Source organism: Levilactobacillus andaensis, from assembly GCF_016861695.1.
GTDB classification, from domain to species: Bacteria; Bacillota; Bacilli; order Lactobacillales; family Lactobacillaceae; genus Levilactobacillus; species Levilactobacillus andaensis.
Window position 1 is genome coordinate 116,980 of record NZ_BOLP01000006.1, and the last position, 25,975, is coordinate 142,954.

A 25,975-nucleotide genomic window follows, 5' to 3' on the forward strand; every position below is an offset into this window, starting at 1 on the left:
GGTTCCCGCCATGGCTAATCGTCAGCACATCAACGCCCTATTATGCGGCTTAATTTGTCTTGCTCTGCTTTTTGCTGGCGGACTGGCGCTCTTTATGCCGGTGACCTTTCGTATCGACCACAACTGGCTGAGTCCCTTGGCTATTGCTCTTGGCGCTGGCATCTACCTTGGTGTTCTGGGGTTGACCTTCCGTGCCCTCCACCGAATTTCTCAGCGTCAGAGTCGCTGGGTCGCCGCGGGACTGTGGCTCGTACTTTTCGCCGTCCAATCCTGGGTCGCCGTCTCTTGGATTGCCGCTCCCCGTGCCGACCTGTACTTTGTCCACCAACAAGCGCTCAATCTGCTTCGTGGCAGTACAAGCTGGCCAGCCTATTTTCAAACGTACGCGAACAACGTGACGTTTACGGTCTTCCTCAGTGGCCTACTGCGCCTGGATCATCTGATGACCGGAAGTTACTCCGGCGTCTGGCTAAATCTAGTTCAGTTCGTCTGGCTGGACTGCGGCTTTCTGGCGGTCTGGCTAGCCTTAAAGCGTCGTAACCCGGCACGGGCCAACCTTTGGATCTGCATGCTGCTCACGACCGTACCGCTATACGCCTACGCGCTGAACACCTATAGCGATACGTTTGTGCTCCCACTCCTTCTATTGGCGGTGGTGGCCTTCACCCAGCTCAAACGGAGCCATCATTGGCCAGCAACGACTGGCTGGGCGCTACTTCTCAGCCTCTCTTTGACTGGTGCTGTTCTACTCAAGGCCAACGACATCGTCCTAGTCATCGCAGTTCTTCTGTTATTATGGCTGATTCCCTTGGCTCATCCCCATCACTGGCTGGTCCGCCTAGGGACGACCGTCCTCATGGCGGGCATTCTCCTTGCTGGTGTCAGCGGTAATCACGTGCTCCAACGTGCTAATGGGTATCAAGCCGCTCCTAACAGCGCCCTGCCCGCCACCAGTTGGATCGCCATGAGTTGGAATCCAGCCCGCCACGGGGAATATGACCGCTTTGATGCCACGAAGATCATTCATCAACCCACTGAGATGGCGAAAAAGCAGGCCGCACAACAGCTCCTCGATGACCGCTTGACTGCCCTCGGCCCCGCCGGCATCATTGTCCATCTCTTCCGCAAATCTCAACTCCTCCTGGCCACCGGGACCTTTGACGCCTTTCAGGTCAATTCGGCCTTTGAACGTGCCCCGGGGTGGTATCACCGCCACCGCAGCACCGTTGACTGGTTGTTCGCCAACTGGTGTCAGGTCGCTTACTTAGCCCTTATCTTGGTCAATCTCGGCTGGGGCGTTCAACAGCTCCGCCGGCGACATCTCTCATCGGCCTACCTATTAGGTGGTTTATTTATGTTGGGACTCATGACCTTTCACATCGTCTTCTGGGAAACGGAAGAGCGCTATGCACTGCCACTCCTATTTCTCCTGATTGCGGGTTGTGCCGCGGGTTATCGGCAACCCATCAATCTTTTACGCTGGTCACGACAACCACTGACTTGGCTCCCACTTGCCATGGCCGGCGTCTTCACCCTGTTACTAGGCGTTATTGCCTGGCAAAATAGCCCCCTGACGACTCAGAATTGGGCGCAACCGATCAACGTCATCAGCCAAAATGAGGGCCGCTACTACCAGAACCATAAGCTCACGCTGAAACCGCGGCAACACCTGACCCAGCCGCTAAGTGCACCCCTATCCTTTAATTTGCTCTATATCGACCGTGGCGAGCAAATCACTGGCCAGTTAACACTTAAGAACGCCGCCGGCAAAACCGTCTGGCAGTCCAGCAAAAAAAGCGCCATCCTCAACCAACGTCTTCCAATGCAACCGGCTGGTAACTACTACTTGACGATTCAAAACCGTAGCCAAAAAAAACTGAAACTAGTCACAGCTCCAGCTAACTTTAAGCTATTACCGCAGGCTTTAACGGATCATCCCCATCAATACCTGCGGCTCACCGTCCAACAATACCGAGTCGGTCCTATTCTCACGCGGAACAAGTTCTGGCTGCTATTCGCCACGATTTGGTTAGGTGGCCTGCTCATCATCGACCGTTTTTACTGGTATCGCCGACAAATTTGAACAAATGACTTGCCTTAAGCCCACTCGAAGGTACTAAAATGTTTATTGTAGACTAATTAATGATGCGATTAGCTGAATTACATCGTTAACCTTCTCACCTAAAAGCCTGTTTGAACATCGGCGCAGATTTTCCTATCTCCGGCCGTTCTCAAGCAGTGCCCACATTCTAGCCACTTGATCGGACAAAAGGAGTCGAATTAAATCTTGAGCATTGAAATCAATCAACAAACTTTAACCGGAGAACGGGCCCTCTTTCAGGCCCACGACCTCCATATTACGAACAGCACCTTCGTCGACGGCGAATCCCCGCTGAAACACGCGAAGGATATTGCCATTGACCACACCATTTTCAAATGGAAATACCCGTTGTGGTACACGCACCACGCGCAACTGAATCACACCACTTGGCAACCAGACGCCCATGCTGGCATTTGGTACACCGACGACCTGACCATGGCCAACTCCCTAGTGCGGGCCACCAAGACGTTCCGGCATGCCAGCAACATTCGCCTCGACAACGTGACCTTTTCCGATGCCGGCGAGACCCTCTGGTGGTGTAACGACGTTGAACTCAACAACGTCACGGCGACCGGCGATTATTTTGGCATGAACAACGAAAATGTCGTTGCCCATAACCTAAAGGTGACCGGAAACTACGCCTTTGATGGCAGTAAGAATGTCGAAGTCCATGATTCTACGTTTATCACGCACGATGCCTTCTGGAATTGCGACAACGTCACCATCTATGACTCGACCATTATCGGCGAATACCTCGCTTGGAACTCCAAGAACATTACCTTCGTCAACTGTTGGCTCGAAAGTGACCAGGGATTATGTTACGTCGACCATCTGACCATGAAGAATTGTTCGCTGATCAACACCGACCTCGCCTTTGAATACTGCAGCGACATCGATGCCACCATCAATACCGAGATTGACAGTGTCAAAAACCCTATTAATGGTAAGATCACCGCCCCTGCCATCGGCAAAGTGATCTTTGACGACGACCAGATCGACCCAGCGAACACGACCATTAAGTTGACCAAGGAGGCCCTCAAGCGATGAGTTATAACTTTTCTGAAATGATCGACCGGCGGCACACCAATTCCGTCAAATGGGATGTCAAGGATAACGAGCTTCCCATGTGGGTCGCTGACATGGACTTCCGGACCGCCCCGGGAATCGTTGACGCTATCAAACGCAAGGCTGACACTGGCATTTTTGGTTACGAGGAAGTCCCCCAAGACTACTTTGAGGCCGTTCAGCACTGGTACGCGACCGAACACGATTGGGCTCCCAACACGGACTGGATGCGTTTTGTCACGGGCGTTGTACCCGCGATCTCCTCGGCCGTTCGCCGCGTCAGTCACGTGGGCGATAACGTCTTGGTCCAAGCACCGGTCTACAATATTTTCTATAATTCCATCGTGAACAACGGTCGTCACGTGCTGTCGAGCGACCTTGTTTATCAAGATGGCAACTACACGGTCGACTGGGATGACCTCGCCACAAAAATGGCGGCCCCGCTAACGACCATGATGATCTTCTGCAACCCTCACAATCCCATCGGCCATGTTTGGCAACCGGATGAGCTTCGCCGCATCGCCGACCTCGCTGCTGCCAACCACGTTACGGTCTTTAGCGATGAAATTCACGGGGACATCACCGATACCGGGCACGGCTACACGCCATTTGCCTCTGTCAGTGACACGGCCGCACAGAATAGCATCACAGCGGTCTCACCCAGCAAGACCTTCAACGTGGCAGCCCTGCACGCGGCGACCATCATCATCCCTAACGAAAACCTCAGAAACGTGGTCGACCGTGGGATCAACACCGACGAGCTCGCCGAACCCAACGCCTTTGCCATCGACGGGAGTATTGCCGCCTACACGACTGGCAGTGACTGGGTCCACGACCTCAACGCGACCATCACGGCGAACAAACAAACATTGACGGCATTCATCGCTAAGAATTTGCCGGTCCTACATGTCATCGAGGGTCACGCCACCTACCTAGTCTGGATAGATTGTCACAAACTAACGACCGATACCAAGACGCTCTGCGACGCTATTCGCCAAAACACGGGTCTCTTCATCTCGGCCGGCGAAGTCTACGGCGGTGACGGGCATGACTTTGTCCGTATCAACGTGGCCTGCCCCGCAGAACGACTACAAGATGGTCTGAATCGCCTAGCCGCTGGTATTAACCAGTTTGCGGAAAACAAATAACGTTTTGCATCATTAAACTGAATTCGCTTCACCCAAGAGAGTATCGTTTCCACCAGATATTCTCTTTTTCATTTGCTTCAATTCGAAATTTCTTCCCTGATACATTAACCGGTCATATGCTACTATTGAAATAGTTAATCGGGGATTTTTTACGAGGAGGACGTCTACTTGAAAAGCATACTGAAAAATTGCGTCATCATTTACGCCATCATGTTTGCTGTTTTAATTGCCTTGCCAGTTCTTTGGCCAAACAGCTTTAGTTTCAGTTGGTCGACAATTCTTTGGATCATCGTGGGGTCGCTAATTGGGTTCACCGTTATCTTTGTATCTGGAAAAATAAAGCAGATCAGAAAGACCAAGTAATGCCTTAAACCCGTGTCGCCCTTGACGGCCACGGGTTTTTAATTTGTCCAATCAAACGTTTCTAACGAAAGCCTTTCCAGCCCGATAATCCGGGCCAGCATGCTATACTGATAGAGATATCCAGTGTGTATTTTGTGGAGAAATTGACCCCACAACGACCAATGAGGAGGACTCTTTACCATGACGATTAATCCAGCCGATGCTCAAGACGTCTACCGCGACGCCGGCGACAATATTATGTTTACCACCTACCTAATTGACCACGATCACCTTGACCACGACCGTGACGCGTTGGCCGAGTTCGCCGACCGGTTAGCGGCCATCGAACGCAGCATGGCCATCCGCTACCCCGACGCGAACCTCCGCGTAGCCTTCGGGATTGGCTCAACGGCCTGGGACCTGCTTTTTCCAGACGCCAATAAGCCCAAGGAACTCGTAGACTTTGCCGAAATCAAGGGACCAAAGTACACGGCACCGGCCACACCTGGCGACCTATTTATGCATGTTCGGGCCAAAGACATGGCTGTAGTCTACGAAGTCATGGACCAATCGCGCGAATTTCTCCGCGACTGGACGACCGTGGTCGATGAGACGCCGGGCTTCCGCTACTTTGAGGGTCGCGCCATCATTGGCTTCATTGATGGTACGGAAAATCCAGCCGGCCCTGACGCTACGCAGTACGCCCTGATTGGTGACGAAGACCCCGAGTTTGAGAATGGCTCCTATGCCTTTGCTCAGAAATACACGCACAACATGGACGCTTGGAACAAGCTCAAGACTGAGGACCAGGAAAAGTCGATTGGTCGGCATAAATTTAGCGACCGCGAGCTCGATGACGACGAAAAATTACCAAACGCCCACAACATCGCGTCACAGGATAACGCTGATGGCATCGAACACAAAATCGTGCGGATGAACGTGCCTTACGCCAAGCCCGGTCAAGGCATCGTCGGCACCTACTTCATCGGTTATGCACGGCACTTTACGGTGACACAACGGATGCTGGACAACATGTTCAGTCAAAGTGACCGACTACTGGACTTCAGTACACCGATCACGGGGGCGGCGTTCTTTATCCCTTCCCGTCGCCTGCTCGAACACATCGCTGACGGCGAACTGTTCCCCCAAAAATAGCTATTAAAGATAAACTTGCTAAAATTGGCCGCACTGCGGCTGCCAGGAATTCCGCCTGCTGTGGGGACGCTTCAGCCTGAGAAACGGGCTTCCGACTCGATTTGAAGCCACGAAGAACACGTGTCTCCAAAGTCGCCCGTGCTGTAAACTGGCTGAAAAGAACGCCAGTTAACACCACCTCCACGGCTGGCTCCATCCCTGGCCTCCTCCGGCTAATGTTGACGATTACAGGAACAAGTTTTGCATCTGTTTCGCCATCAAATGGTAGCAATCGTGTGTGCTTTGCTTCTACACCAAATTAGCTAGTAACCATAATTTCTAGTCTCGTCTAAAATATATACTGTTTGTACACCAAAAAGCGTGTCCCGCCACATCACTTGGGGACACGTTTTTCAATTGCGGTCTTAATTCTCCCGCAGTGCCTGCTAGACCAATCAATCTCGCTATAATCAAAAATAATTTTTGCAATTGCCAATCCCCTTTTCATTAAACGATTGCGAGCGCATACAACTAAGTATCAAGTGTTGACGTTTCGCCGTCATGCGGGTAATGTAGTGGTCGTTACCATCACGAATAATGGTCAAATTAGCGGGCGTCACAGTAGGTGATTCCGCCGATCAATTCACAAAATAAGGAGTTGAACCACTTTGGATGAAGCTGAAAGAGAGAGCGGCCCATGGCGGCGTAATTTACGCGTGCTGTGGTTCTGTACGTTCGTGGCCGGCATGGCCTTCAGCGAAATCATGCCCTTTTTATCGCTATATATTAGTAGTTTGGGCGACTTTACCAAGTCACAGGTCACCATGTACAGTGGCCTGGTCTACGCCGCCGACTTCTTCGTCAGCGCCATCGCGTCCCCACTCTGGGGCATGGTCGCCGATCGAAAGGGTCGAAAATTAATGCTGTTGCGCTCCTCACTGGGGACGGCGTTTGCCATGGCCTTAATGGGCTTTGCCACCAGCGTTTGGCAGTTAGTCGCGTTGCGGGCCCTCCAAGGGGTCTTCGCCGGTTTCATTTCTAACGCCCAAGCCTTGGTCGCCTCGCAGACGCCGCGGAAACACAGTGGCGCATCGCTCAGCACGTTGATGACCGGGGTGACCAGCGGGATGTTGCTGGGACCCGTCATCGGTGGGGTGCTGGCGCAAGTCTTCTCGATTCGCCTGACCTTCTTCATCACCGCCGCCCTGCTCTTCTCCACGTTTGTCTTGAGCTGGGTCCTGGTCGAAGAGAAGTTCAAGCCAGTTGCGCCCAAACCAGCAGGCGAACGCAGTCACAATCCACTGGCCGCTTTCCCCAATCCCAAATTGATTCTGGTGCTCCTGTCTTCCACGTTGATTGTTCAATTTGGGAACATCTCCATCTCGCCCATTATCAGTCTGTACGTCAAGGAACTCATGCACAACGTCGGCCCAATTACCGTGGTCGCCGGCATCATCGCGGCTTTACCGGGGATCTCCAACATCTTCGCTTCGCCGCGACTTGGCCGTTACGGTGACGAGCATGGGTCCGGAAAAGTGCTGATTTTTGGCTACGTCTTCGCCTTTCTAATGTACCTGCCACAAGGCTTCGTCACCAGCGTCTGGATGCTCGGTGCCTTGCGCTTCATGATTGGGATTTCCGATGGGGCTTTGTTCCCCGAAATTCAAACGTTGCTGACCAAGAACTCACCGGTCGAATTGACGTCGACGGTCTTCAGTTGGAACCAATCCTTCCAGGCCATCGGCAACATGATGGGGTCGCTACTCGGCGGCTGGATCGCCGGGGTGTTCAATTACAACGCGGTATTCTTCTCGACGGCGGCACTGATGCTGGTCAACTTGGCCCTCATCTGGTGGCTCGTCCCCGAACTCCGTCACAGCAAAACTCAACCAGCTTAATAGAAGATATTGATTCGCCTGCGACTGCTAGCGGGCATGCTATTTTATAAAACAAATAGCATGTCCCTAAACGCAAGCGTTTACATATAAACCGGGTGTCGCACCTCCCGTAATCGACTCCAAAATTCATTGTCCCTAAACTCTCAAACGAATAGAAGGCCCAACTTTGTCTAAGGAAATCAAGCATTCACTATTTATTATGGTATTTGGTACCTTCTTCGGCATCCTCTGCTCAACGCTGATGAACGTGGCGTTGCCGACCTTCATGACGGTCTTTCACGTCAACTCGTCCACCGTCCAATGGATCAGCAACGGCTACATGCTGGTCAGCGCCATGATGATTCCTGTCAGTGCCTACCTCACCAAGAAATACACGTTCCGTGCCCTCTTCATCACCTTCTCCGTGATTTTTCTGGCGGGAACGTTGCTCGGTAGCATCGCCCAGAGCTTCTTCATTCTAATTCTCGGCCGCATGATTCAGGCCATCGGGTCCGGCGTCATGATGCCGCTGGTCAATATCTTGGCGATTCGTTACGCCGAACCCACCAAAAAAGGTGCCGTGATGGGTATCGTCGGCTTGGCCTTTAACTTCTCGCCGATCATCGGCCCCACGCTGTCCGGGGTCATTTTGACCTACCTGTCGTGGCGTTACCTCTTCATCCTAGTGCTCCCATTTATCGTTATCGATATTGCCCTAGCGCTCCGCTTTCTGCCGCGCGTGCCAACCAACGAGACGCCAAAATTGGATGTCGTTGGCCTCATCCTGATCAGTTTCGGTTCGCTGGGCCTCCTGTGGAGCTTCTCCAACGTGGGCCAGTACAGCCTGACCTCACCATTTGTCATCGTGCCCTTCGCGGTCGGCCTCTTGTTCACAGGTCTCTTCATTCGCCAGCAAATACATACTGCGAACCCCCTAATTAACCTCCAAATATTTAAGAACGTCCAATTCACTACGGCCACAAGTTTAAATGCCTTAATCGTTGCGACGATGTACGGCAACACCATTCTCCTACCACTACTCATCCAAACGATCATGCACCAAAGCCCCATCATTTCTGGGCTGGCCATTCTACCCGGGGCCTGTCTGACCGGGGTCATGTCGCCCATCAGTGGCCGGCTTTTTGACCGCTATCCGGTACGGGTCATCGTGACGACCGGCCTGCTGATCGATTGCTTCGGGACCATGATGCAAGCCTTCATCGACGTGAATGCCTCGGTCGCCATGCTAACGGTCGGCCAAACAGTACGTCAGTTGGGCTTGGTTCTCATCCTAATTCCGATTCAGACGCAGGCGTTGACCAAGCTTCCCAACCGGCTGATTGCCGACGGGGTCGCAACGTTTAATACCCTCCGGCAAATCTCTGGCTCATTTGGGACCGCAATTATTATTGCTACGATCAACCTGGCAACGAAGTTCTTCAGTGCCAACGCCAACGCACCGCAAATCGGCATTCAATCTGGGTTCACCATGTGTCTGCTGTTCCTGCTGATTGCCCTCGGCGTATCGACCAAACTGTTGACCGTCCGCGAGGTCGCGTAATCAATCTGGGACTAACACTAGGCAACCTGGTAGTCCCATCGCTTTACCGGCCGGCAGATATGGGCTGGAACGGTGCGAACGCAACTTGAAGCCTCGAAAAAGCCGCGTCTACAAGGTTGGTTTTCTACTAAGCCGGCAAAAACCGCCAGCTAAGTAGAACGACGCGCCTGAGCCCATATCTGCCGACCTCTCGACTTACATAGTGTGCTTAGACGACGAGGATAATGACTGGAACAGTCGTAGTCGTTATCGATTGAACCGAATGCGCTCGTCCCTTCGACCGTTGTCGTGGTAAAACACAATCAAAACCGCGTGCGGCCAATCTATACTAACCTAACCGATACAAATTCTTACCAATACTGGAACGCGACAAGTATTCCATCTTTTAACGCTTAGACTCTACAAAAAAATGATCGCAAGCTGCCATGAAATATGGTGGCCTGCGATCATTTTGGTTTTAAACGTAATTTTTACTGCTGAAATACGCTTTATCTTCTATTCTGCTGAAAATAATTCCCAATTATTCATTTGATTTTAGCACAGCCACTAAGCCTCCAAGCCCCCGTCCCAACTGGCACGACACCCTCCCAGTAGCACCAGCCGACACCCCCATGACCACAATGATCACAATGATCACTAAGTAATTCACCTGTGCTTCAACGGGCTACCGCCATTCCGCAACAAAGCCCACAACCAGAGCCGGAAGAGGCCAGGGATGCAGCCAGCCGTGGTAATCCTGTTAGCTGGCCGCTGGCTAGCTAACAGGATGGGCGCCTTTGGAGACGTGGGTTCTTCACGGCTTCAAAGCGAGCGAGAAGCCCGCCCCACAGGCTGAAGCGTCCCCACAGCAGGCCGAATCCCTGGCAGCCGGAGCGCGGCCATTCTGCGCTACACGCTCTTGCACTTGAGACCCGACCGTTACCCCGCCAAATCATCTAACGGAATGTCGGCTGGCTTTGCGGTAAAAACACGTGGGGTCTCCAACGCCATCAGCGTGCTGATACCCGCAAAGCCTTCGACCAGGTCAAAGTTGATTCCCGCCGTCATCAGAGTGCGCCGGGCATCGCGGATCTCGCCCGGTAGCTCGACGATGTCGTCGGTGCGGCTAACGATGACTTGACCGGCACCCGCCGCGGTCGCTGCGGTGGCTAACGTCCGCGCCATTTGGGACAAATGAATCGTTGGCACCAGCGCCACGACCACGTCTTGATCCAACATCGCTGCGGTCAGACCGCCTTCGTCAATGGCTTCACCGGTCAGTGCGGTCACCGTCGTTGGCAACGTGACCGCGCTCGGGGTGTACACCGTCAGGTCTAACTGACTATTTTGGCTTAATTGGCGGACAAAGGTTTGGCTAGCGGCGTCCAGCGCCCCAGCGAGTAAGATTCGTTTCAAGGTCGTAACTCCCTTTCGTTTTTTGATGATGTTTTAGATTATAAAGGGTTCTAGTTGGTCGAAGGCAACCCCTTTTTTTAAATAATTTCGATTAAATTAAATAAGGTTTTTCTTATCTGAAACATATTTTTTTATGTTAAGTTGTAACTCGCGACGAACCCGCATGCCACCGGGCTTAAGCAACAGTCACGAATTCGTTTACACCCGAATATTATCAACATCGGCAATAGTTTTTCTTTGGAAAATCCACCCATTTCGTGTACAATGGGCATAATTACAGGCTGACATTCAAATACGACCGGTCTCCAGGATGCCCTTTTCTTTTAGGTGCTTCTCGGCATACCGATCGTTATTTTTATAGCGCGCAGGTCGTGACTCGTTCACGCTGTGCGATTTCTGTCTGGCCGTTGTGCCCCTCAACCAACAGTTAAACCGTGGTTGGTTGTTAATTAGTCGTAGCGCTGTGCTACGCCGGTGAGCCGGTCTTGAAACTTTCTCAGGGCGACTGGCTTTCTCGTCACTGCTTCAAAATTCGTAAAATTACAGGAGGTTAATCAATGCTACTTTCAATGGAACATCTACGCAAAGAATATCCCAATGGTAAGGTTGCCGTCGACGATTTCAATTTACAGGTCGACCGCGGCGAGTTCATCGCCTTCATCGGGACGTCTGGTTCCGGTAAGACGACGACCATGCGGATGATCAACCGGATGCTCAACCAGACCTCCGGCACCATCAAGATCGACGGCAAGGACATTTCTAAAATGGACCCGGTCAAGCTGCGGCGCTCCATCGGCTACGTGATCCAAAACACAGGCCTGATGCCGCACATGACGATTCAAGAAAACATCGAAATCGTCCCCAAGCTCCTCGGCTGGTCAAAGGAAAAACGTGCCGAACAAGCCCACAAAATGATCGAACTGGCCCAACTGCCAGATGACATGCTGCAACGCTATCCCGGCGAACTCTCCGGTGGGCAACAACAGCGAATCGGTGTCGTGCGGGCCTTAGCCGCCGACCAACAGATCATTTTGATGGATGAACCGTTCGGTGCCTTGGACCCCATCACCCGGGAATCCTTGCAGGACCTGGTCAAACATTTACAAGAAGACCTCGGCAAGACCTTTATCTTCGTCACCCATGACATGGACGAGGCGCTGCACCTTTCAACGCGCGTTGTCATCATGAGTCACGGCAAGCAGGTCCAAGTCGACACACCCGAAAATATCTTGCGGCACCCGGCCAACGAATTCGTCACCAACTTGATTGGTGAGGAACGCTTGATTCGGGCCCAACCCAACATTTTAACGGTTAGTCAGATCATGTTGAAGACGCCTGTATCCATCACGCCTGACAAGACGCTAGACGACGCCATCGACCTGATGCATGACCGGCGAGTTGATACGTTGCTGGTCACCGATGACAACGGCGTGCTCCAAGGCTTCGTTGACCTGGATGACATCAACCGGATCACCGATGGCTCCACACTCATCAGCCGCTTCACCAACCGCGAAGTCTTTTACGTGCAGGCCAACTCCCTCATCGGGGACACGGTCGACCGGATTCTGAAACAGGGGGTTAAAAACGTTCCCGTGGTCGATGCCAAGAAACACTTGGTCGGCATCGTGACCAGAACGGCCTTAGTCGACATCGTTTACGATGCGCTGCGGGGGGCGCCAGACGCCGATGAAGAACCAGCTTCACCGATCAACGCCGACATCCATGCCGCCGCCAACCATGAAGGAGGCGACACTGCCCAATGACCCACTTCTTAGCCACATACGGCTGGCAACTCGTTGCCAAGACCGGCCAACATTTATATATCTCGGCCGCCGCACTGGCCCTTGGGGTCATTGTGGCCGTGCCGTTAGGAATCCTGTTGACGCGGATGAAACACGGCGCCAACTTCGTGATCACGCTCGCCGGGGTGCTACAAACGATTCCGGCCATGGCGTTGCTGGCGATGATGATCCCCATCTTCGGGATTGGCTCCACGCCAGCCATCGTCGCGTTATTCATCTACTCCCTCCTGCCCATCCTGCGGAACACTTATCTCGGGATGCAAGGCGTCTCCCCGACCGTGCGTGACGCGGCCAAGGGGATGGGGATGACCTGGTGGCAAATGATGGTCCGCGCCGAGATTCCACTGGCTGCGCCCGTCATCATGGCCGGTATCCGGCTGTCCGCGACCTACGTGATTGCTTGGGCCACACTGGCGTCTTACATCGGTGCCGGTGGCCTGGGGGACTTTATCTTTAACGGTTTAAACCTCTACCGGTCTGACCTGATTCTCGGCGGCTCGATTCCCGTTATCCTCTTAGCCCTATTGGTGGACTACTTATTGGGTAAAGTGGAATGGGCCGTCACGCCACGACCCTTACGATAGGAGGTTCGTTTAATGCGAAATAAATTACGTAAATGGCTCACCGCCTTTCTGGTTGCCGTCGTCCTCCTACCCTTAGGCGGATGCGCGCTGCCAGGCTTAGCCGGCGCCGGCAATAACAACGTCCGGATTGCCTCACAGAACACGACCGAACAACAGATCATGGCCTACATGATTGCTGGGATGATCGGTCACTATACTAACCTACACACCTCGATCATTAACAACTTGGGGTCCGGGAACGTCAGCTTCAACGCCCTCAAGAACAACAACGCGGACATCAGTTCCATTCGATTCAATGGGACCGACCTGACGACCATCCTGAACGAAAAATTCGAACGGGACCCGGCCAAGGTCAACACGACCGTTGTCCGCGAGTTTGAGAAGCGTTACCAGATGACCTACTTCAAGTCCTATGGTTTCGCCGACACCTACGCGTGGATGGTCAAGCAGAGCTATGCGAAGAAACACCACCTGGAGACCGTCAGCGACCTGCAGAAATTAGCGCCGAACATGACCGTCGGTATCGACCAAATTTGGCAGAACCGACAGGGAGACGGCTATCCCGCCTTCCAGAAGATGTACGGCTATAGCTTTGGCAAGGTCTTGCCGATGCAGACCGGGTTGCTCTACGACGCGTTGTCCGCCGATAAGATGGATGCCATTCTGGGCTACTCCACCGACGGCCGGGTCGGCAGTTACCATCTGAAGCTGCTCAAGGACGACAAGAACTTCTTCCCACCATACGATGCCAGCCCCGTCGCCACGGATGCCATTTTGAAGCAGCATCCCGAGCTAAAAGGCGTGCTAAATCGGCTGGTTGGCAAGATCTCATTATCGACCATGCAAAAATTAAACTACCAAGTCGACGACCAACTCGAAGAACCACAGACGGTCGCGACGAATTTCTTGAAGCAACACCATTATTTCGAAGGGGGCAAGTAACGTGAAAGACTTAGGCTTATGGAGTCAATTAATCTACTACTTCTCCCACAACGGGATGTACGTGCTGAGTCAATTTAACCAAACGTTCTTGGTCTCCATCTACGGTGTCCTGCTGGGGGCCATCGTGGGGATTCCACTGGGCATCTGGATCTCACAGTACCGGCGACTCTCGCCCGTCATCATTGGCGCGGCCAACGTGATTCAGACCGTGCCGTCTCTAGCGATGCTGTCCATCTTGATGCTGGGGCTGGGACTCGGGCAAACGACCGTGGTGGTCACTGTCTTCCTGTACTCCCTGTTGCCGATCATCAAGAACACCTACACTGGCATGTTGAGCGTCGATCCGGACGTCCTGGACGCTGGTAAAGGGATGGGGATGACCCGGTGGCAAGTCATGACGACCATCCGGATTCCCCTCTCGCTATCCGTCATTATCGCCGGCATCCGTAACGCGCTAGTCATCGGTATCGGGATTACCGTGATCGGTTCGTTCATCGGCTCCGGTGGTCTGGGTGACATCATCATCCGCGGGACCAACGCAACGAACGGTGGCGCGATTATTCTAGCGGGGGCGTTACCGACGGCGCTGATGGCGATTATTACGGATCTCGTCCTCTCCTTCGTCGAAAAACGCCTCACCCCCAAGACGTCTTCGGAACACTAACCGGGTTGGTTGCCATGACACCGTCTTCGGCAGTCAGAAACTCCACCCCGTGGGGCACGCTTCAAGCCTGTGGAGCGGTCTTGAAGCTCGCTTTGGAGCCTCGAAGAACCACGAGTCTTCAAAGCGTCCCGTGCTGTAAGCTGACTCAGAACGTCAGCTAACACCACCGACACCGGGTTCCGTTCCTGACTGCCTGCGACTATGACATAACCCAGCGTTCCGAGACGACTTGTCGGTTGCACTATTCTTTGTCGTCATTAATTCTGATTTCTTTGTTACTAAAAAAGCTTAAAACAGCCGGTGTGGTGTCCTGATTGGACGTGCACCGGCTGTTTGTGTCTGTTCCCTTGTTGGCGTGTACTGATGCCAACGCACTTGAGAATGCTGTAGGCCACGAAGACCACCTTCTGTATTGCTTAGAATCTACTATACGAGAGTGCCGTAGCGTCAAGGCCAGGGAAAAACAGCGAAAAACTGATATAGTCCAGGGGAAAAGATATTTTCGTAGTGGTTTAATGTGAATGGGGGTATACCATGTTAAAAAGTAAAATAATGAAAAGAAATATTATCATAACGCTAGTCGGACTGGTGATTCTTGTGGTAGCTGGCGGCGTTATGTATTTTCAATCAGACATGTTTACAAGAAATCAGTTAGACGGACAAGTTAACCGTATGATTCAGAACAAAGACCACCAAAAAATGAAAAAGTTGTCGGTTAATAAGGCGACGTATGATTTTTTGAAGAAAACGTCTGTTGAGACAAAAGTATCTCATACATCGGATTCGCAGGGTGGCTCGGACAGGTTGCTGTATTATGTGACGACTATCAGCGGTAAAGACGTGTCAGTCTATATGAAAAAAACAAGTCAAACTTCATGGGAGTTAAATTCAATTGGGCTGCAATGAATTGAGTTAATTATTTAGTCGCTAGCTATGACGTTTGCTGTTTGTTGGCACGCGTTTCACTGCCATTGATTGCTCGACAGGTCTCGTCGAACAAGCGGTGAACGATACTTTAATTACGGCCGTCGCCTTTTGAACTGTGCGACCAATTCCGCTAACTCCTACAGACTAGTCATCCCCCAATCCATAAAATCCCAACGATTATCACCGCAACCAAACCACTAGCACGCCACCTGAGCCGGAGGAGGCCAGGGATGCAGCCGGCCGTGGTAATGGCGTTGGTCGGGTGATTTTGCCCGACCTACACCATGGGCGTCTTTTGAGACACGTGGTCTTTACGTGGCTCAAAAACGAGCGAGAAGCCCGCCCTTCGGCTGAAGCGTCCCCACAGCAGGCGGAATCCCTGGCAGCCGGAGCGCGGCCATTTTCCCTCTATCTCTGAACTATCCAGTCACTATCGCCATTTTTTGCTATACTGAGTGTAAATGATTGATAGAGGAGATGGTCGGGTGAACCGGCTGAGACAAAGTGGCATCGACTTTTCCGTGGGCACGCTGAACTTCCTGGCAAACATCGGCATTATGTTGCCGTACGTGCTGATCCTAGCGAAGTACCAGGCTTCCCACAGCGAAACGTTTCTGATTGCCCTGGTGGCGTTTTATATTTCGCGTGCTGCCAGTATTTTTTATACCAAACGCCTGAATTTGAGATCTACGACGTACCTGATTCTGAGCCTGGTACTCGGCGCCTTGGGGAGTCTGACCTTTGCACTGACCGATGCCGTTGGCTGGCTGATTATCGGTAGCTTTCTTTGGGGCTACAGCGCCGCCACGATTTGGCCGTACTTTTTGACCGTGAAGCTTCACCTGAGTGCGACCACCGAATTTCGCATGAAACGCCTCTACTGGGCCATCTTTGCCGGACTGGCGCTGGTGATTGGCGTCGACCTGTTGGCCAAGTTGAGCTACACGCTGACCTTTGTGCTGTTGGCCCTGCTGTACCTCGCCGCGGTGCCCGGGGGCGTCCTGCTGGATAACTTTACCAACGACTTTTATCAGAATCGGCCCAATCACGTTCACGGCATCACGCAGACCTGGCGCTGGATTCTGTCGGTGATTGGCTTTGCCGTCATCGCCGTGCTGACCACGTTGCGGAAGGCTAGCGTCAGCATTCCCAGCGGCATCGTGCTCGCCATTATCGGCGTGGCACTGGTCATTCTAGCCATCGAACTCTACAGTGACCGCCACGTCCTGCCCAACTACAAGGTGCGCCTCCTGAACCGCGGATTTCTGGTGAGCCTGGTGCTCCTGTTCAACAGTTTCTTCGCCTACTTCTATCTCGGCGGCAGCGGTATGTACGCCGTCTTTGCCCTCTACCTGATTGGCTTTGAAACGGGCTACCCAGTCTTCAAGGCCCTGGGCAAGCACGATGAGGCCCGCGCCCTGCGCCTCAGTCAAATTAGTCTGGTCGCCGGCCACGTGCTCCTGTTGATTCCGTGGGTCGGCAGCTACCTGGTCGGCCTCCTGCTAATCACGCTGTACGTGGGCTACGACAACCCCACCATCAACCAAACGCTGTACGGCTCGGCGGAAATCGACAGCGACACCGCCATCGTCAATAAGTACCGTTTCTCCACGTATGGCGGGTTATGTTGCCAACTGGCGATGTTCGGCTTACTGGTCGCCGTCAGCGCCGTGACCCAGACACACATTCTGGACTTCTTTAAACCTAGCGATGCCGGGAACTTCTGGCTGTATACGTTTACGATGAGTTGGCCGCTAGTGCTGATTTCATTGGGGATTTCGATTGGAAATATTTTGCATGAACCGAAGACCCGTGACGTGGCGTAACAGTCAATTTCGCATGAAAGATAAGCGCATAATCTGTCCCCAATTTCACTGAGCATTTCTCTACCCTAATTTCCTAGCCAATGCTATACTGTCCCCACGAATCACAAACCACCGGCCACATCTCCCCTAACGAAGACGTGGCCGGTGGTTTTTTAATTAGTTTAGACATTATATTGATCGACTTTAAAACCCACCCCATTGGCAATCCCGCCATTCAATAGCCAAGCCACACTGAGTCCAATGAATATAATCGCAATTATTCGACGGTAACGGAGTTTGATAAACCGTGACTGGTGAGGTGTTGGCAGGAAGTGGAAATAGCCTGGACTTTCCTCCGGCATGTACAAAATGACTAGTCCAAAGAAGTCGATGAACGTGCTAACGATTCCGTTTCCATCAAAGAAGTTTCTTCCAATAAAGGCCTGGGGAAGAAAGAGCAACACACCCAAATACAGCAGATAAATGACGGCAATATCAACCGTGAGCTTTCGCCTGAAGGCTGCCCCGTACCGCGTTCCGAGCGGTAACATCCCTAGCAGAAAATACCCGACCGTAAATATCAGCAACACCGTCAGCGAACGTATCGGCTGGACAAACAGCCACTTAACGCCTAAGATTTGAACTAGCCAAACCAGGCTTAGTAAGAGACCATTGTACACACGTAGCAGTCGCGTCAACGATGTTATTTCTGTATTAAATAACACCTATCGTCATCTCTTTTGCCTATAAGATTTAATTTCACGGACAGCCACTCAGCTTGGAGGAAAACCATGGAAGCTATCACTTATTCGGACTTTAAAAAAAGGATCAAGTTTTACTTAAACCGCGTTACAGACGATTTTGAACCCCTAACCATCACGCGTAAACATCGTCCAAGTGTTGTCATCATCTCCGAAAAAGCCTATAACAATCTGCTAGAAAATCAATTTATTTTAAGCAATCCAGCAAACGTAGCTTGGCTTGAAGAGTCCAGAAAACAACTTGAAGCCAGCCGCACCGCCAAAAAACAGCATTAGTCACTAAAGGGCCATGACACACGTCACAGCCCTCTTTTTCTATACCGAACATTTAAGCACGGTTTCAGTATATGCAATTTTCAGTACGAGAAGCCGACCAACGCCTTTGTTTTTCCCGCGAACAAACTAAGCCCGGGCCAAGCGCCGCCGTAAAATTTCTGCGTACAGCAGGCCGGCCACGATGGCGACCACCAAACCCAGCCACGCAATCGCCACCGTCCAGCCGTTCGCGAGGAAGGCAAAGACGACCGCGCCGCCCGGAACCGTCAGCTGAATCACGGTGTAGAACACGCTTAGAATCGACCCGATCGACTCCTCCGGCAATTCCGTAATCATTTCCGCTTGGATGCGTGGATTGAGCAGGCCAATCAGGACCCCATTGACTAAGATACAGGCGACCAGGATGTAGCGGTTCTGCAGCCGATGACGCCACTCACGCCGATCACCAGCGTCAGGTTACCCGGAATCGACAACCATGTCACCCGCTTCATCGGCGTAAACGACCCCAGAATCATCCCCACCGACTCCACCATATCGATCAGCGCTACGGTATAGCCAAAGTTGCCAAACAGTAGCCGTTTTTCTTGAATGTAGGACAGGTTCAGCAGCGTACTCTGGCCGGAGCCAATGAAGTTGACGATGGAAAAGGCCACCATGAATCCGGTGACGGTCGAAAACGTCTTTAATAATTTGAAATTTTTCACACTGGTCGTAAAGAAGTGACGAATCTCGCGCCGGACCCCCAGAAAAGCCGCGTGGTGCTGAAATTGACTACTCCTCAACTGACGGAATTGCTGACGTGCGACCCACAGAATCAGGAAGGCCGCGATAAATGATGCCGCGTTGAGCAGACCAAAGAGCACGTAGTTGTAGTGCAAAGCGGCAATCAGCCCGGCGCCGACTAACCCGCCGACCAAACTAATCGTGGACCCCACCCCACTTTCAAAACCACGGGCCTCGGCCAAGTCGTCCGCCGTCACCACGTCCTTGATCACGGCGAGGGACACGAACGAGCTGAAGCTGCCGGCGAAGTCGCTGACGATGTTGATGAGCAGGAGTACCGTGAACACCCACCAGCTGGGACGAAAGGCAATCAACCCACTAAGCAGGAGAAATAGCGCGGCTTGGAAAAATTTCACGCCAACCATACTGCGGTAGTGGTTGTTCGCCTCATCGGCCAGATATCCGGCGATGATGTCCAGCAGAAAGGGAATCGTCGCCACCACAGAGGCAATGCTGACGGCCAGCTTGGCGTTAGGCATCCCCCGCGCGTAAATAACGAAAACAATATTGAATAGCGTTGATCCCAACATGCTGATAAACGTTGCCAGCGTCAGCAGGCGGTAGCGCCTGTTGTGTAGAAAGACCGTCATGCCGGTCAGCTCCCCTTTACTCGAACTTGGTGCGGCGGATGACGGCTAGAAAGTACAGCCCATCCAAAACCGTGGCGCCACCATAAATCAATTGCGGCCAAACGACGGCCCAGTGCGTGACCATGACCCCACCGAGCGCCGAACCGACCGGAATCATGGCGGAGATCAGGCTCTCATTGATGGTCGAAATGCGGCCCAGAACCGTGGCGGGAAAGGCCGACTGAACGTAAGCGATGAAGTTGATGTTCATCATGCTAACGAACAGCGCACTCATTGAAATCAGGAGAACCGCCACGACGCCCTGCCGACTCACGGCCAGTAACAGCCGACACCCACCGCCCAAAATCAAACAGCCGCCGGCAAAGGAAATCAAGTGGTTCCCGGTAAGCGTTAATTTCTGCACCAGCAACGCGCCCACGAGGCCACCCACGGCGATACCGGTCAGTAACGCGCCGTAGCCCCACGCCTGACCACTCAGATAAACGCGGGCGAACCGCGGCAAGGCAGCGTCGGCGGCCCCGTAGAACAGGTTGAGGGTGGCAAATGGAATCAGGACTTTTAGCATAAACGGGTGCTGTGCGAACGTTTGCCAACCGACTTTTAGCGAGTGACCATAGGAGTCTGCGGTGTCATTTGCCGAACCGGCTGGTTTGAGGCGCAACAGCTTGAAGACCAGCAGAGCGATGCCAAAGACCGGCACTGCCAGCAGGAGTGTGTGTTGCACGGACAACAGCGACAGGAGGCCCAGGACGGCCCCGTTGAGAATCAGGTCCAACACCTGGTAACTCATTTGAAACAGGCCGTTGACGTGCAGAAGGTCGGCACCACTGGCGAGCAGCGGCAGGAGCTTGTCCTCCGTGGGGTAAATCAAAGCGGAGCTGATGGTCGATAGGAGAAGAAACAACAGGAGAAAGACGCCTAGGAAACTCCCATTTAGCCGCAACGCCATGCCACCGACTAGTACGAGTGCCAGAATGACCTGACTGGCGGTCGCCCCCACCAACACGTGCTTCACTCGCACCCGGTCCAAAATGGGGCCGAGCAGAAACGAGAGGGCGTCCACCCCAGACGTGATGACAAAGACCGCCGTGACGAACAGTGCCGACTGATAGCGCGTGTTGAAGTACCACAGCACGGACATGTAAATCAGGCTGTCGCCGATGTTGGTAAGTATGCGGCCGGCTAGAAGCTGGCGGATGGTTGCGGTGTTGGTGGTTGTCATGGGAAGGCCTCGCTGTTGGGAATTGGTTGAATTAAGAGAAGTATATCATGAATATCCTAATCATTTTCTAATGTTGATTTTTTCCTTGTAAATTTCTTACCTAGCCTAATGAACTGACTACCGGCCATTTCAATTCATACTCCGTCATGCTCTCAGTCCAACTGAACCGAAATTTTCCGCGTCCCAATAATCACCAGCGTTACCAGTAGATACGTTACGCCGGCCAGCAACGAAAATTGTTGAATCCCCATGCCACTAATCAGGATGGGAATCCCCAGAAGGCCCACCGGTTGGCTAAGATTGATCAGCGCGTAGTAGCTATTAGATACCGTTGCCAAATCACTCTCTGGGATTCGCTCCTGCAAAATCGTCTTGCACGAGATGTTGAAGTCTGGCAACGCGCCACCCAACAGTAGCAAGCCCAACAAGCACCCCAGAATATGCCGCGACTGACTAAAGGCCAGAAAAGCAATTGGGACTTGAATAATCGCAATCTGAATGAATGTATGAATTTTGACCCGGTCTTCTAGCCAGCGGTACAGAATCGACCCCAACAGGAACCCTACGGAAAACATGGAGTCCATAATCCCTGTTAAATTCGAGTCGTGGTACACTGTCGTCGCAATCTGCGTGAAGTAAACGGCATTGGGAGCCAACAAGATATTAAACAGTAGCGCTGTAACCAACACCGGTAGCATAGCCGGAAATTGGTCGAGCAACTGTTTAACAAAACCGAAACTATTCCACGTAGCACTGGTAAACGTGACATCTAGCTGACTGCCATTATGGTAATCAGTAGCCCCCTCGTTTAGCCCAATCAGGCACACGCACACAATGAGGTACGACATGAAATCAAATAGAAACAGCCAATAGATAGGAATAATAGTAATCAACGCCGTCACGAGAATGCCAGCGAACAAACTGGCGCTCGTCCGGGCCGTGCTAATGGCCGCATTGATCTGCTTATAAACAGGAACGTCGAAGAGATGGACGGTCAATTTGGTCACGATTGGATCGAAGAATTCCGTGAAAATATCATAAATGACCGCACTCAAAACCAGTAGGCTATAGACCCGCCAGTTAAGGTAGACGCAAAGAAAAAGAAAGAGCACCGCACCGGCAGCCGCCAAACTTGTCTGCATCAGCAGTGGTTTCAACCGTTGACGGCGATCGACATATCGGCCAATTGGGGCTGCCAAGAGAATTCCCGGCACAAATAGAAAGAACGACAGTATCCCAACGTAGAGGGCATTATGAAACCAATTCGTAACTAAAATGATTAATGCAATTCGTGAAAACCCCGACCCAAAATTATCGACAAACTGACTAACTAAAATCAAACGCTTATTGTGGACCATTCGCCATCACTTCCAGTCTAAAATTGATTATAGAGTTTAGTATAGCCTTTTCTTTCTCATTGAATTATAATTTTCTCATATAGTAAAATGAGGTTGAAAGAGGGTGCTGGAATGCCAACGAATGGGCAAGTTTTACGTGAAATTAGACTCGCTAAGGACCTACGCTTAAAAGATATCGCGACTGATCAGCTTTCCACAGCATTTATCTCAAAGGTTGAACGAGACGAATCAGATATTTCTCTGTCACGATTCGAGGTCTTACTGGACCGACTACACGTCTCATACGATGAATTTTCTTATCATAAAAATGGCTACGCTTTAACTCATCAAGCAATCTTTCTAAAGCAACTATCCCAATATATGGTTAACGACAACATCTACGGCCTTCAATCACTCTACGAGCAAGAGAAAGAATTGTTCACGGTAGAAAATAATCGCAACACAACGTCGTTCTACAATATGACTTTAGCCCAGTGCTATCTGGCCGAAATACGAAAAGCACCACTCCCACAGGAAAGTATCCAGCAACTTCAACACTTTCTGTTGAACACAGACTCATGGGGCATTTATGAGTTAAGACTATTCAATAATGCGATGTTTATTTTCCCAAATGATATTCTATCGCCACTCCTACATACGGTTATTGAACGCTCTAAAGTCTATCTGGATCTTCTGGGGTACGCAGAACTACTCTCAACGCTTTTTGGCAACGCACTGGAACTCTTGATTACTCGCAACCAATTTGAGACGGCCAATTTTATTAGCGCAACCGCCCTGAAAACGCTGGATTTCGAGCACGTCACCATCAGCAACATCAAAGTCATTTTCTTTAGTAAGATACTAAGAGTCAATTCTGCTAAAGATGTTACGGCGTGCGAAGATATTCGTAAGGTCATTGATAGCTGTTACCACTTAAGTGCTCCCAGATGGGCGGACAATTTTAACGATTGGTTTGGAAAATGGCTTGTGGCCCATCCCTAAGGTATAAAAGAACACTACCTGTGCTGTGAAAATCAGTTCAGGTTGTGCGCTTTTCATGCCTCCTAACGTTATCGTCTTCCCAGCGGTCGCCAGTAACCTAGTAGTTTCGGTAGACCAGCAGCAATTGTCGAGATTACATACTGTAAATACTGAAAGTTATCTCAACAAAACAAAGAGCCTAAAAAATCGGTCCGTTGCTGACACCATTTCTGGTGAAGCAACGAACCGATTTACTTTTTATTTTAGACTAGTTTAACCAAAAGCGTTGTAGACAGGAGTACCGCTTGAACCAACAGTGCTACCGCCAGGGATACTCTGATCACCACCGGATTCACTTTCAGAACTAGAGTTAGTCTCCTCCTCGCTAGAAGAATCGGCGGAAGAAGACGAAGTACTTACACTCCCATCACCTAGATCACCGCTGTCCCCAGTTCCAACAGAACCTGGTGCATTTGTTAATGACCAGCTAATGGTCCCTGTATATGTTGTCCCCTTATCACCAGAATAAATACTTGGTAAGGCGTCCAGATACATTCCGTTAGCCGGGTTGCCAAGCTGTTGGTTTTCCTTTGACCAGCCAGTGACGACGTTCATGCCATCCTTCATATCTCGCGTGCTTTGACCAGCAGCAATTTGAACTGCACTAGCCATTGACTGTTTGCCGCCATTAGCGTCGACGTAGACCATGTGCCCGTTTAACTTCCGGTTGTCAGCCGACTCCAAATCAGAAGCAGAAGCCGTAACGTACCACGGGGTCCCAGATAGTTGCGTATCCTCAACGAAAACTTCTGGCATCGTTGTTGGCGCAAACAAAGTTTCCTTAGATGGTACAGCAACAGTCCCAAAATCCATGGTTGGACTAATTGACTGGAAGCTCAAAGTTCCTTCATGATTGACGATTCGAACAGGCTTGGTTGTATCAGTAGCCGTGCTAGGCGTTGCCGTCAAAGCTGCCCCAACATCAATCGTCGTTGATTCACCATCTTTTAAGTTCGCAATCTGATTTGCCAGCCCACTCTCAGTGGAATTAAACGTGACATCAGAAATGTTAACCGGTGCCTCATTATGAGTAACCGTAATTCCCGCAGCCTTCACTAACCAGTCTAAAACTTGCTGATCAGTTTTTCCGCTGAGGTCATGGACATCATCCGGATAGATGTTTAGCGGTGTTTTGGCCACATCGAGGTCGAGGACTTGCTTGAACTGTGCTGAGGCATACGCTATATCCCCCATATCATTGTATTCATCAAAACTAACTACAGAATTCGAGGCAAGATTCCCAATGGGTGCACCAAAATCGAACGAATAAGTTTTATCTGCATTGACTGTAACGGGGAATCTTTTTACTCCAGAAACAGTCGTATAGTATACTTCTGCACTAATCTCTGGACTCGGATAAGCAATTCCTGTTATTACTCTATCTGATGACTTAATATTTACCATCGAACCAGTTGCTGGTACATGTGTCGTACCATTAATTCTAATATAACTATTCGCTTCATGTTGCCAAACGTCCGTAACTGATGAATCTGGTCCAAGAACGGCAAAGCCCATGTATGCTGAAGCAGACTTGTCACTAGTTTTCCCCTTAAACCCGACGTACAAAGGAAATTTGTTTATTATTCCAGACATATTTACATCAAATTTATAGTAAGTAGTAGCTGGCGTAACTGTTTGCTTTGGCGTAGACACTAAATCCGGAGAGCTGTTTGAAGCAAAGGAAGTCATACCATTACCGTTCGTAATGTACGGCACCATACTTGTAATTTTTGTCGTTCCACTTGTTGTAAATGACCCTTTAACCGCCAAGTATATTTCAGTTGTCTTATCCGTAATTCGATTAGTGCTAGAGGTATTGTTAGCAGCAAGGGCAACAAAATTCGGATATTTACTAAACGACCAACCATTATTACTAGGCGTTCCTGTTAATGTTACCGCAGACTTTGGAACCTGAAAAACACCCTTACTATCAGTATAAGCATATTTCGTACATCCGTGTGAATCATCAAGTACTTGTGCTCCAGTTGGTGGTGCTGGCGCATCCTGCGGTACTTCCGCATTCGCTGACTCTCCGCCAAATATCCCGACACCAAATACAACAGTGAGCAGTAAGCCAAGTTGCAGTATAAACTTTCTAAACTTCATCTTGACTCACTCCCTCTCCCTTAGCAGGCGTGCTTGGTGATATACGACCAATCCTAAGATCAAGACCATCAACAGTAGAATTCCTACTAAATCTGCTAAAATACTTTGAACTTCACCTGTTTGGGGCAACCGACCGGAGGCAATGGCTGCGACGGCTGACTTAACTGCTGCCGCTCCAGAACCACCTTTTTTTGGCGTCGTTACTGGTGACGCCGTATCATCAGCACTTCCCTTAGAGGCTGTTTGCGTTGGCTTTGTGCCATCTGGAATACCGCCATTTGCAATATCCCCGTCACTGCCGTCACGAACAGTGGGCGTTGCTGGATCGACGGTATTTCCTTTGGACCCATTTCCAATAAACGTAATCCCAACACTAGTTGACCCAGTGTCTGCCGTCTGAGCATTAGCGAGCGTTGATGTTCCCATGGCTAGTCCAAAGATTAGTGTGAGCACCAACATGAGCTGCTTAAGTGTTCTGTTCATGAGCAACGCCCCCTCTCTATAACGACTTA

The 25,975-nt window shown here is 51.2% G+C and carries 23 protein-coding genes; 15 read left to right on the forward strand and 8 right to left on the reverse strand.

Annotation, left to right across the window (positions count from 1 at the left end):
* Positions 1-10: 10 nt before the first annotated feature.
* The 7 genes from JUF10_RS06675 (at position 11) to JUF10_RS06705 (ending at position 9,228) form a co-directional block, all read left to right on the forward strand.
* A complete protein-coding gene (locus tag JUF10_RS06675; protein WP_203641448.1) occupies positions 11-2,083 on the forward strand; it encodes a glycosyltransferase-like membrane protein in 2,073 nt (690 codons plus the stop codon).
* A gap of 204 nt (positions 2,084-2,287) precedes the next feature.
* Positions 2,288-3,148 carry a DUF3737 family protein gene (locus tag JUF10_RS06680; protein WP_203641449.1) on the forward strand — a complete coding sequence of 287 codons (861 nt, stop codon included), beginning with the start codon at positions 2,288-2,290 and terminating at the stop codon, positions 3,146-3,148.
* On the forward strand, positions 3,145-4,314 hold the full coding sequence (locus JUF10_RS06685; protein ID WP_203641450.1) for a MalY/PatB family protein: 1,170 nt from the start codon (positions 3,145-3,147) through the stop codon (positions 4,312-4,314). Before JUF10_RS06680 ends, JUF10_RS06685 begins: the two co-directional genes overlap by 4 nt.
* Positions 4,315-4,482: 168 nt before the next feature.
* On the forward strand, positions 4,483-4,677 hold the full coding sequence (locus JUF10_RS06690) for a hypothetical protein (protein ID WP_203641451.1): 195 nt from the start codon (positions 4,483-4,485) through the stop codon (positions 4,675-4,677).
* A gap of 180 nt (positions 4,678-4,857) precedes the next feature.
* Complete coding sequence (locus JUF10_RS06695; RefSeq protein ID WP_203641452.1) at positions 4,858-5,811, forward strand: Dyp-type peroxidase; 954 nt, start codon at positions 4,858-4,860, stop codon at positions 5,809-5,811.
* A gap of 647 nt (positions 5,812-6,458) precedes the next feature.
* Complete coding sequence (locus tag JUF10_RS06700) at positions 6,459-7,688, forward strand: MFS transporter (RefSeq protein ID WP_203641453.1); 1,230 nt, start codon at positions 6,459-6,461, stop codon at positions 7,686-7,688.
* Positions 7,689-7,854: 166 nt separating this feature from the next.
* On the forward strand, positions 7,855-9,228 hold the full coding sequence (locus tag JUF10_RS06705; protein ID WP_236008177.1) for a DHA2 family efflux MFS transporter permease subunit: 1,374 nt from the start codon (positions 7,855-7,857) through the stop codon (positions 9,226-9,228).
* 918 nt (positions 9,229-10,146) lie between these two features.
* Here JUF10_RS06705 and JUF10_RS06710 read toward each other — a convergent pair.
* The gene (locus tag JUF10_RS06710; protein WP_203641454.1) at positions 10,147-10,623 is read right to left on the reverse strand and encodes a Rossmann-fold NAD(P)-binding domain-containing protein; all 477 of its coding nucleotides are present in this window, start codon (positions 10,621-10,623) and stop codon (positions 10,147-10,149) included.
* A 557-nt stretch (positions 10,624-11,180) separates the two neighbouring features.
* On the opposite strand from JUF10_RS06710, the gene JUF10_RS06715 reads away from it, so the two are divergent.
* The 6 genes from JUF10_RS06715 to JUF10_RS06740 all read left to right on the forward strand — a co-directional run bounded on the left by JUF10_RS06715 (position 11,181) and on the right by JUF10_RS06740 (position 17,368).
* Positions 11,181-12,386 carry a betaine/proline/choline family ABC transporter ATP-binding protein gene (locus tag JUF10_RS06715; protein ID WP_203641455.1) on the forward strand — a complete coding sequence of 402 codons (1,206 nt, stop codon included), beginning with the start codon at positions 11,181-11,183 and terminating at the stop codon, positions 12,384-12,386.
* A complete protein-coding gene (locus JUF10_RS06720) occupies positions 12,383-13,009 on the forward strand; it encodes an ABC transporter permease (RefSeq protein WP_048734472.1) in 627 nt (208 codons plus the stop codon). The genes JUF10_RS06715 and JUF10_RS06720 overlap by 4 nt, the downstream gene beginning before the upstream one ends.
* 12 nt (positions 13,010-13,021) lie before the next feature.
* Positions 13,022-13,951 (forward strand): osmoprotectant ABC transporter substrate-binding protein, encoded by a 930-nt coding sequence (locus tag JUF10_RS06725; protein WP_203641456.1) that lies wholly within the window; start codon positions 13,022-13,024, stop codon positions 13,949-13,951.
* A 1-nt stretch (position 13,952) separates the two neighbouring features.
* Positions 13,953-14,615 (forward strand): ABC transporter permease, encoded by a 663-nt coding sequence (locus tag JUF10_RS06730; RefSeq protein ID WP_048734467.1) that lies wholly within the window; start codon positions 13,953-13,955, stop codon positions 14,613-14,615.
* Between the two features lie 534 nt (positions 14,616-15,149).
* Positions 15,150-15,521 (forward strand): hypothetical protein, encoded by a 372-nt coding sequence (locus JUF10_RS06735; protein ID WP_203641457.1) that lies wholly within the window; start codon positions 15,150-15,152, stop codon positions 15,519-15,521.
* 506 nt (positions 15,522-16,027) lie between these two features.
* The gene (locus JUF10_RS06740; RefSeq protein WP_203641458.1) at positions 16,028-17,368 is read left to right on the forward strand and encodes a hypothetical protein; all 1,341 of its coding nucleotides are present in this window, start codon (positions 16,028-16,030) and stop codon (positions 17,366-17,368) included.
* Positions 17,369-17,529: 161 nt separating this feature from the next.
* On the opposite strand, the gene JUF10_RS06745 is transcribed toward JUF10_RS06740, so the two are convergent.
* Positions 17,530-18,072: a hypothetical protein gene (locus JUF10_RS06745; RefSeq protein ID WP_203641459.1), complete on the reverse strand. Its 543-nt coding sequence runs from the start codon at positions 18,070-18,072 to the stop codon at positions 17,530-17,532.
* Positions 18,073-18,138: 66 nt separating this feature from the next.
* Here JUF10_RS06745 and JUF10_RS06750 point away from each other — a divergent pair, with 66 nt between their 5' ends.
* On the forward strand, positions 18,139-18,384 hold the full coding sequence (locus JUF10_RS06750; RefSeq protein WP_203641460.1) for a type II toxin-antitoxin system Phd/YefM family antitoxin: 246 nt from the start codon (positions 18,139-18,141) through the stop codon (positions 18,382-18,384).
* Positions 18,385-18,510: 126 nt separating this feature from the next.
* Here JUF10_RS06750 and JUF10_RS06755 read toward each other — a convergent pair whose 3' ends face one another.
* The 4 genes from JUF10_RS06755 to JUF10_RS06770 all read right to left on the reverse strand — a co-directional run bounded on the left by JUF10_RS06755 (position 18,511) and on the right by JUF10_RS06770 (position 22,337).
* Entirely contained in the window at positions 18,511-18,720 is a 210-nt protein-coding gene (locus JUF10_RS06755) for a hypothetical protein (protein ID WP_203641461.1), read from the reverse strand.
* Positions 18,721-18,767: 47 nt separating this feature from the next.
* Positions 18,768-19,757 carry an MFS transporter gene (locus tag JUF10_RS06760; RefSeq protein ID WP_203641462.1) on the reverse strand — a complete coding sequence of 330 codons (990 nt, stop codon included), beginning with the start codon at positions 19,755-19,757 and terminating at the stop codon, positions 18,768-18,770.
* A 16-nt stretch (positions 19,758-19,773) separates the two neighbouring features.
* Positions 19,774-20,979 carry an MFS transporter gene (locus JUF10_RS06765; RefSeq protein ID WP_203641463.1) on the reverse strand — a complete coding sequence of 402 codons (1,206 nt, stop codon included), beginning with the start codon at positions 20,977-20,979 and terminating at the stop codon, positions 19,774-19,776.
* 152 nt (positions 20,980-21,131) lie between these two features.
* Positions 21,132-22,337 (reverse strand): MFS transporter, encoded by a 1,206-nt coding sequence (locus JUF10_RS06770; protein ID WP_203641464.1) that lies wholly within the window; start codon positions 22,335-22,337, stop codon positions 21,132-21,134.
* A 111-nt stretch (positions 22,338-22,448) separates the two neighbouring features.
* Between JUF10_RS06770 and JUF10_RS06775 the strand changes: the two genes are divergently transcribed.
* A complete protein-coding gene (locus tag JUF10_RS06775; RefSeq protein WP_203641465.1) occupies positions 22,449-23,318 on the forward strand; it encodes a helix-turn-helix domain-containing protein in 870 nt (289 codons plus the stop codon).
* Between the two features lie 252 nt (positions 23,319-23,570).
* Here the strand turns inward: JUF10_RS06775 and JUF10_RS06780 are convergent, their stop codons facing one another.
* Together JUF10_RS06780 and JUF10_RS06785 are read right to left on the reverse strand one after the other, a co-directional pair.
* On the reverse strand, positions 23,571-25,463 hold the full coding sequence (locus JUF10_RS06780; protein WP_203641466.1) for a hypothetical protein: 1,893 nt from the start codon (positions 25,461-25,463) through the stop codon (positions 23,571-23,573).
* 6 nt (positions 25,464-25,469) lie between these two features.
* Positions 25,470-25,946 (reverse strand): hypothetical protein, encoded by a 477-nt coding sequence (locus JUF10_RS06785; RefSeq protein ID WP_203641467.1) that lies wholly within the window; start codon positions 25,944-25,946, stop codon positions 25,470-25,472.
* Between the last annotated feature and the right edge of the window lie 29 nt (positions 25,947-25,975).

Bases quoted from the DNA above. Each gene is read 5' to 3' on its own strand.
- JUF10_RS06675 (WP_203641448.1), top strand. From the start codon at position 11: ATGGCTAATCGTCAGCACATCAACGCCCTATTATGCGGCTTAATTTGT.
- JUF10_RS06685 (WP_203641450.1), top strand. From the start codon at position 3,145: ATGAGTTATAACTTTTCTGAAATGATCGACCGGCGGCACACCAATTCC.
- JUF10_RS06695 (WP_203641452.1), top strand. From the start codon at position 4,858: ATGACGATTAATCCAGCCGATGCTCAAGACGTCTACCGCGACGCCGGC.
- JUF10_RS06715 (WP_203641455.1), top strand. From the start codon at position 11,181: ATGCTACTTTCAATGGAACATCTACGCAAAGAATATCCCAATGGTAAG.
- JUF10_RS06720 (WP_048734472.1), top strand. From the start codon at position 12,383: ATGACCCACTTCTTAGCCACATACGGCTGGCAACTCGTTGCCAAGACC.
- JUF10_RS06725 (WP_203641456.1), top strand. From the start codon at position 13,022: ATGCGAAATAAATTACGTAAATGGCTCACCGCCTTTCTGGTTGCCGTC.
- JUF10_RS06735 (WP_203641457.1), top strand. From the start codon at position 15,150: ATGTTAAAAAGTAAAATAATGAAAAGAAATATTATCATAACGCTAGTC.
- JUF10_RS06750 (WP_203641460.1), top strand. From the start codon at position 18,139: ATGGAAGCTATCACTTATTCGGACTTTAAAAAAAGGATCAAGTTTTAC.
- JUF10_RS06755 (WP_203641461.1), bottom strand. From the start codon at position 18,720: ATGATTACGGAATTGCCGGAGGAGTCGATCGGGTCGATTCTAAGCGTG.
- JUF10_RS06760 (WP_203641462.1), bottom strand. From the start codon at position 19,757: ATGACGGTCTTTCTACACAACAGGCGCTACCGCCTGCTGACGCTGGCA.
- JUF10_RS06765 (WP_203641463.1), bottom strand. From the start codon at position 20,979: ATGACAACCACCAACACCGCAACCATCCGCCAGCTTCTAGCCGGCCGC.
- JUF10_RS06770 (WP_203641464.1), bottom strand. From the start codon at position 22,337: ATGGTCCACAATAAGCGTTTGATTTTAGTTAGTCAGTTTGTCGATAAT.
- JUF10_RS06775 (WP_203641465.1), top strand. From the start codon at position 22,449: ATGCCAACGAATGGGCAAGTTTTACGTGAAATTAGACTCGCTAAGGAC.
- JUF10_RS06780 (WP_203641466.1), bottom strand. From the start codon at position 25,463: ATGAAGTTTAGAAAGTTTATACTGCAACTTGGCTTACTGCTCACTGTT.
- JUF10_RS06785 (WP_203641467.1), bottom strand. From the start codon at position 25,946: ATGAACAGAACACTTAAGCAGCTCATGTTGGTGCTCACACTAATCTTT.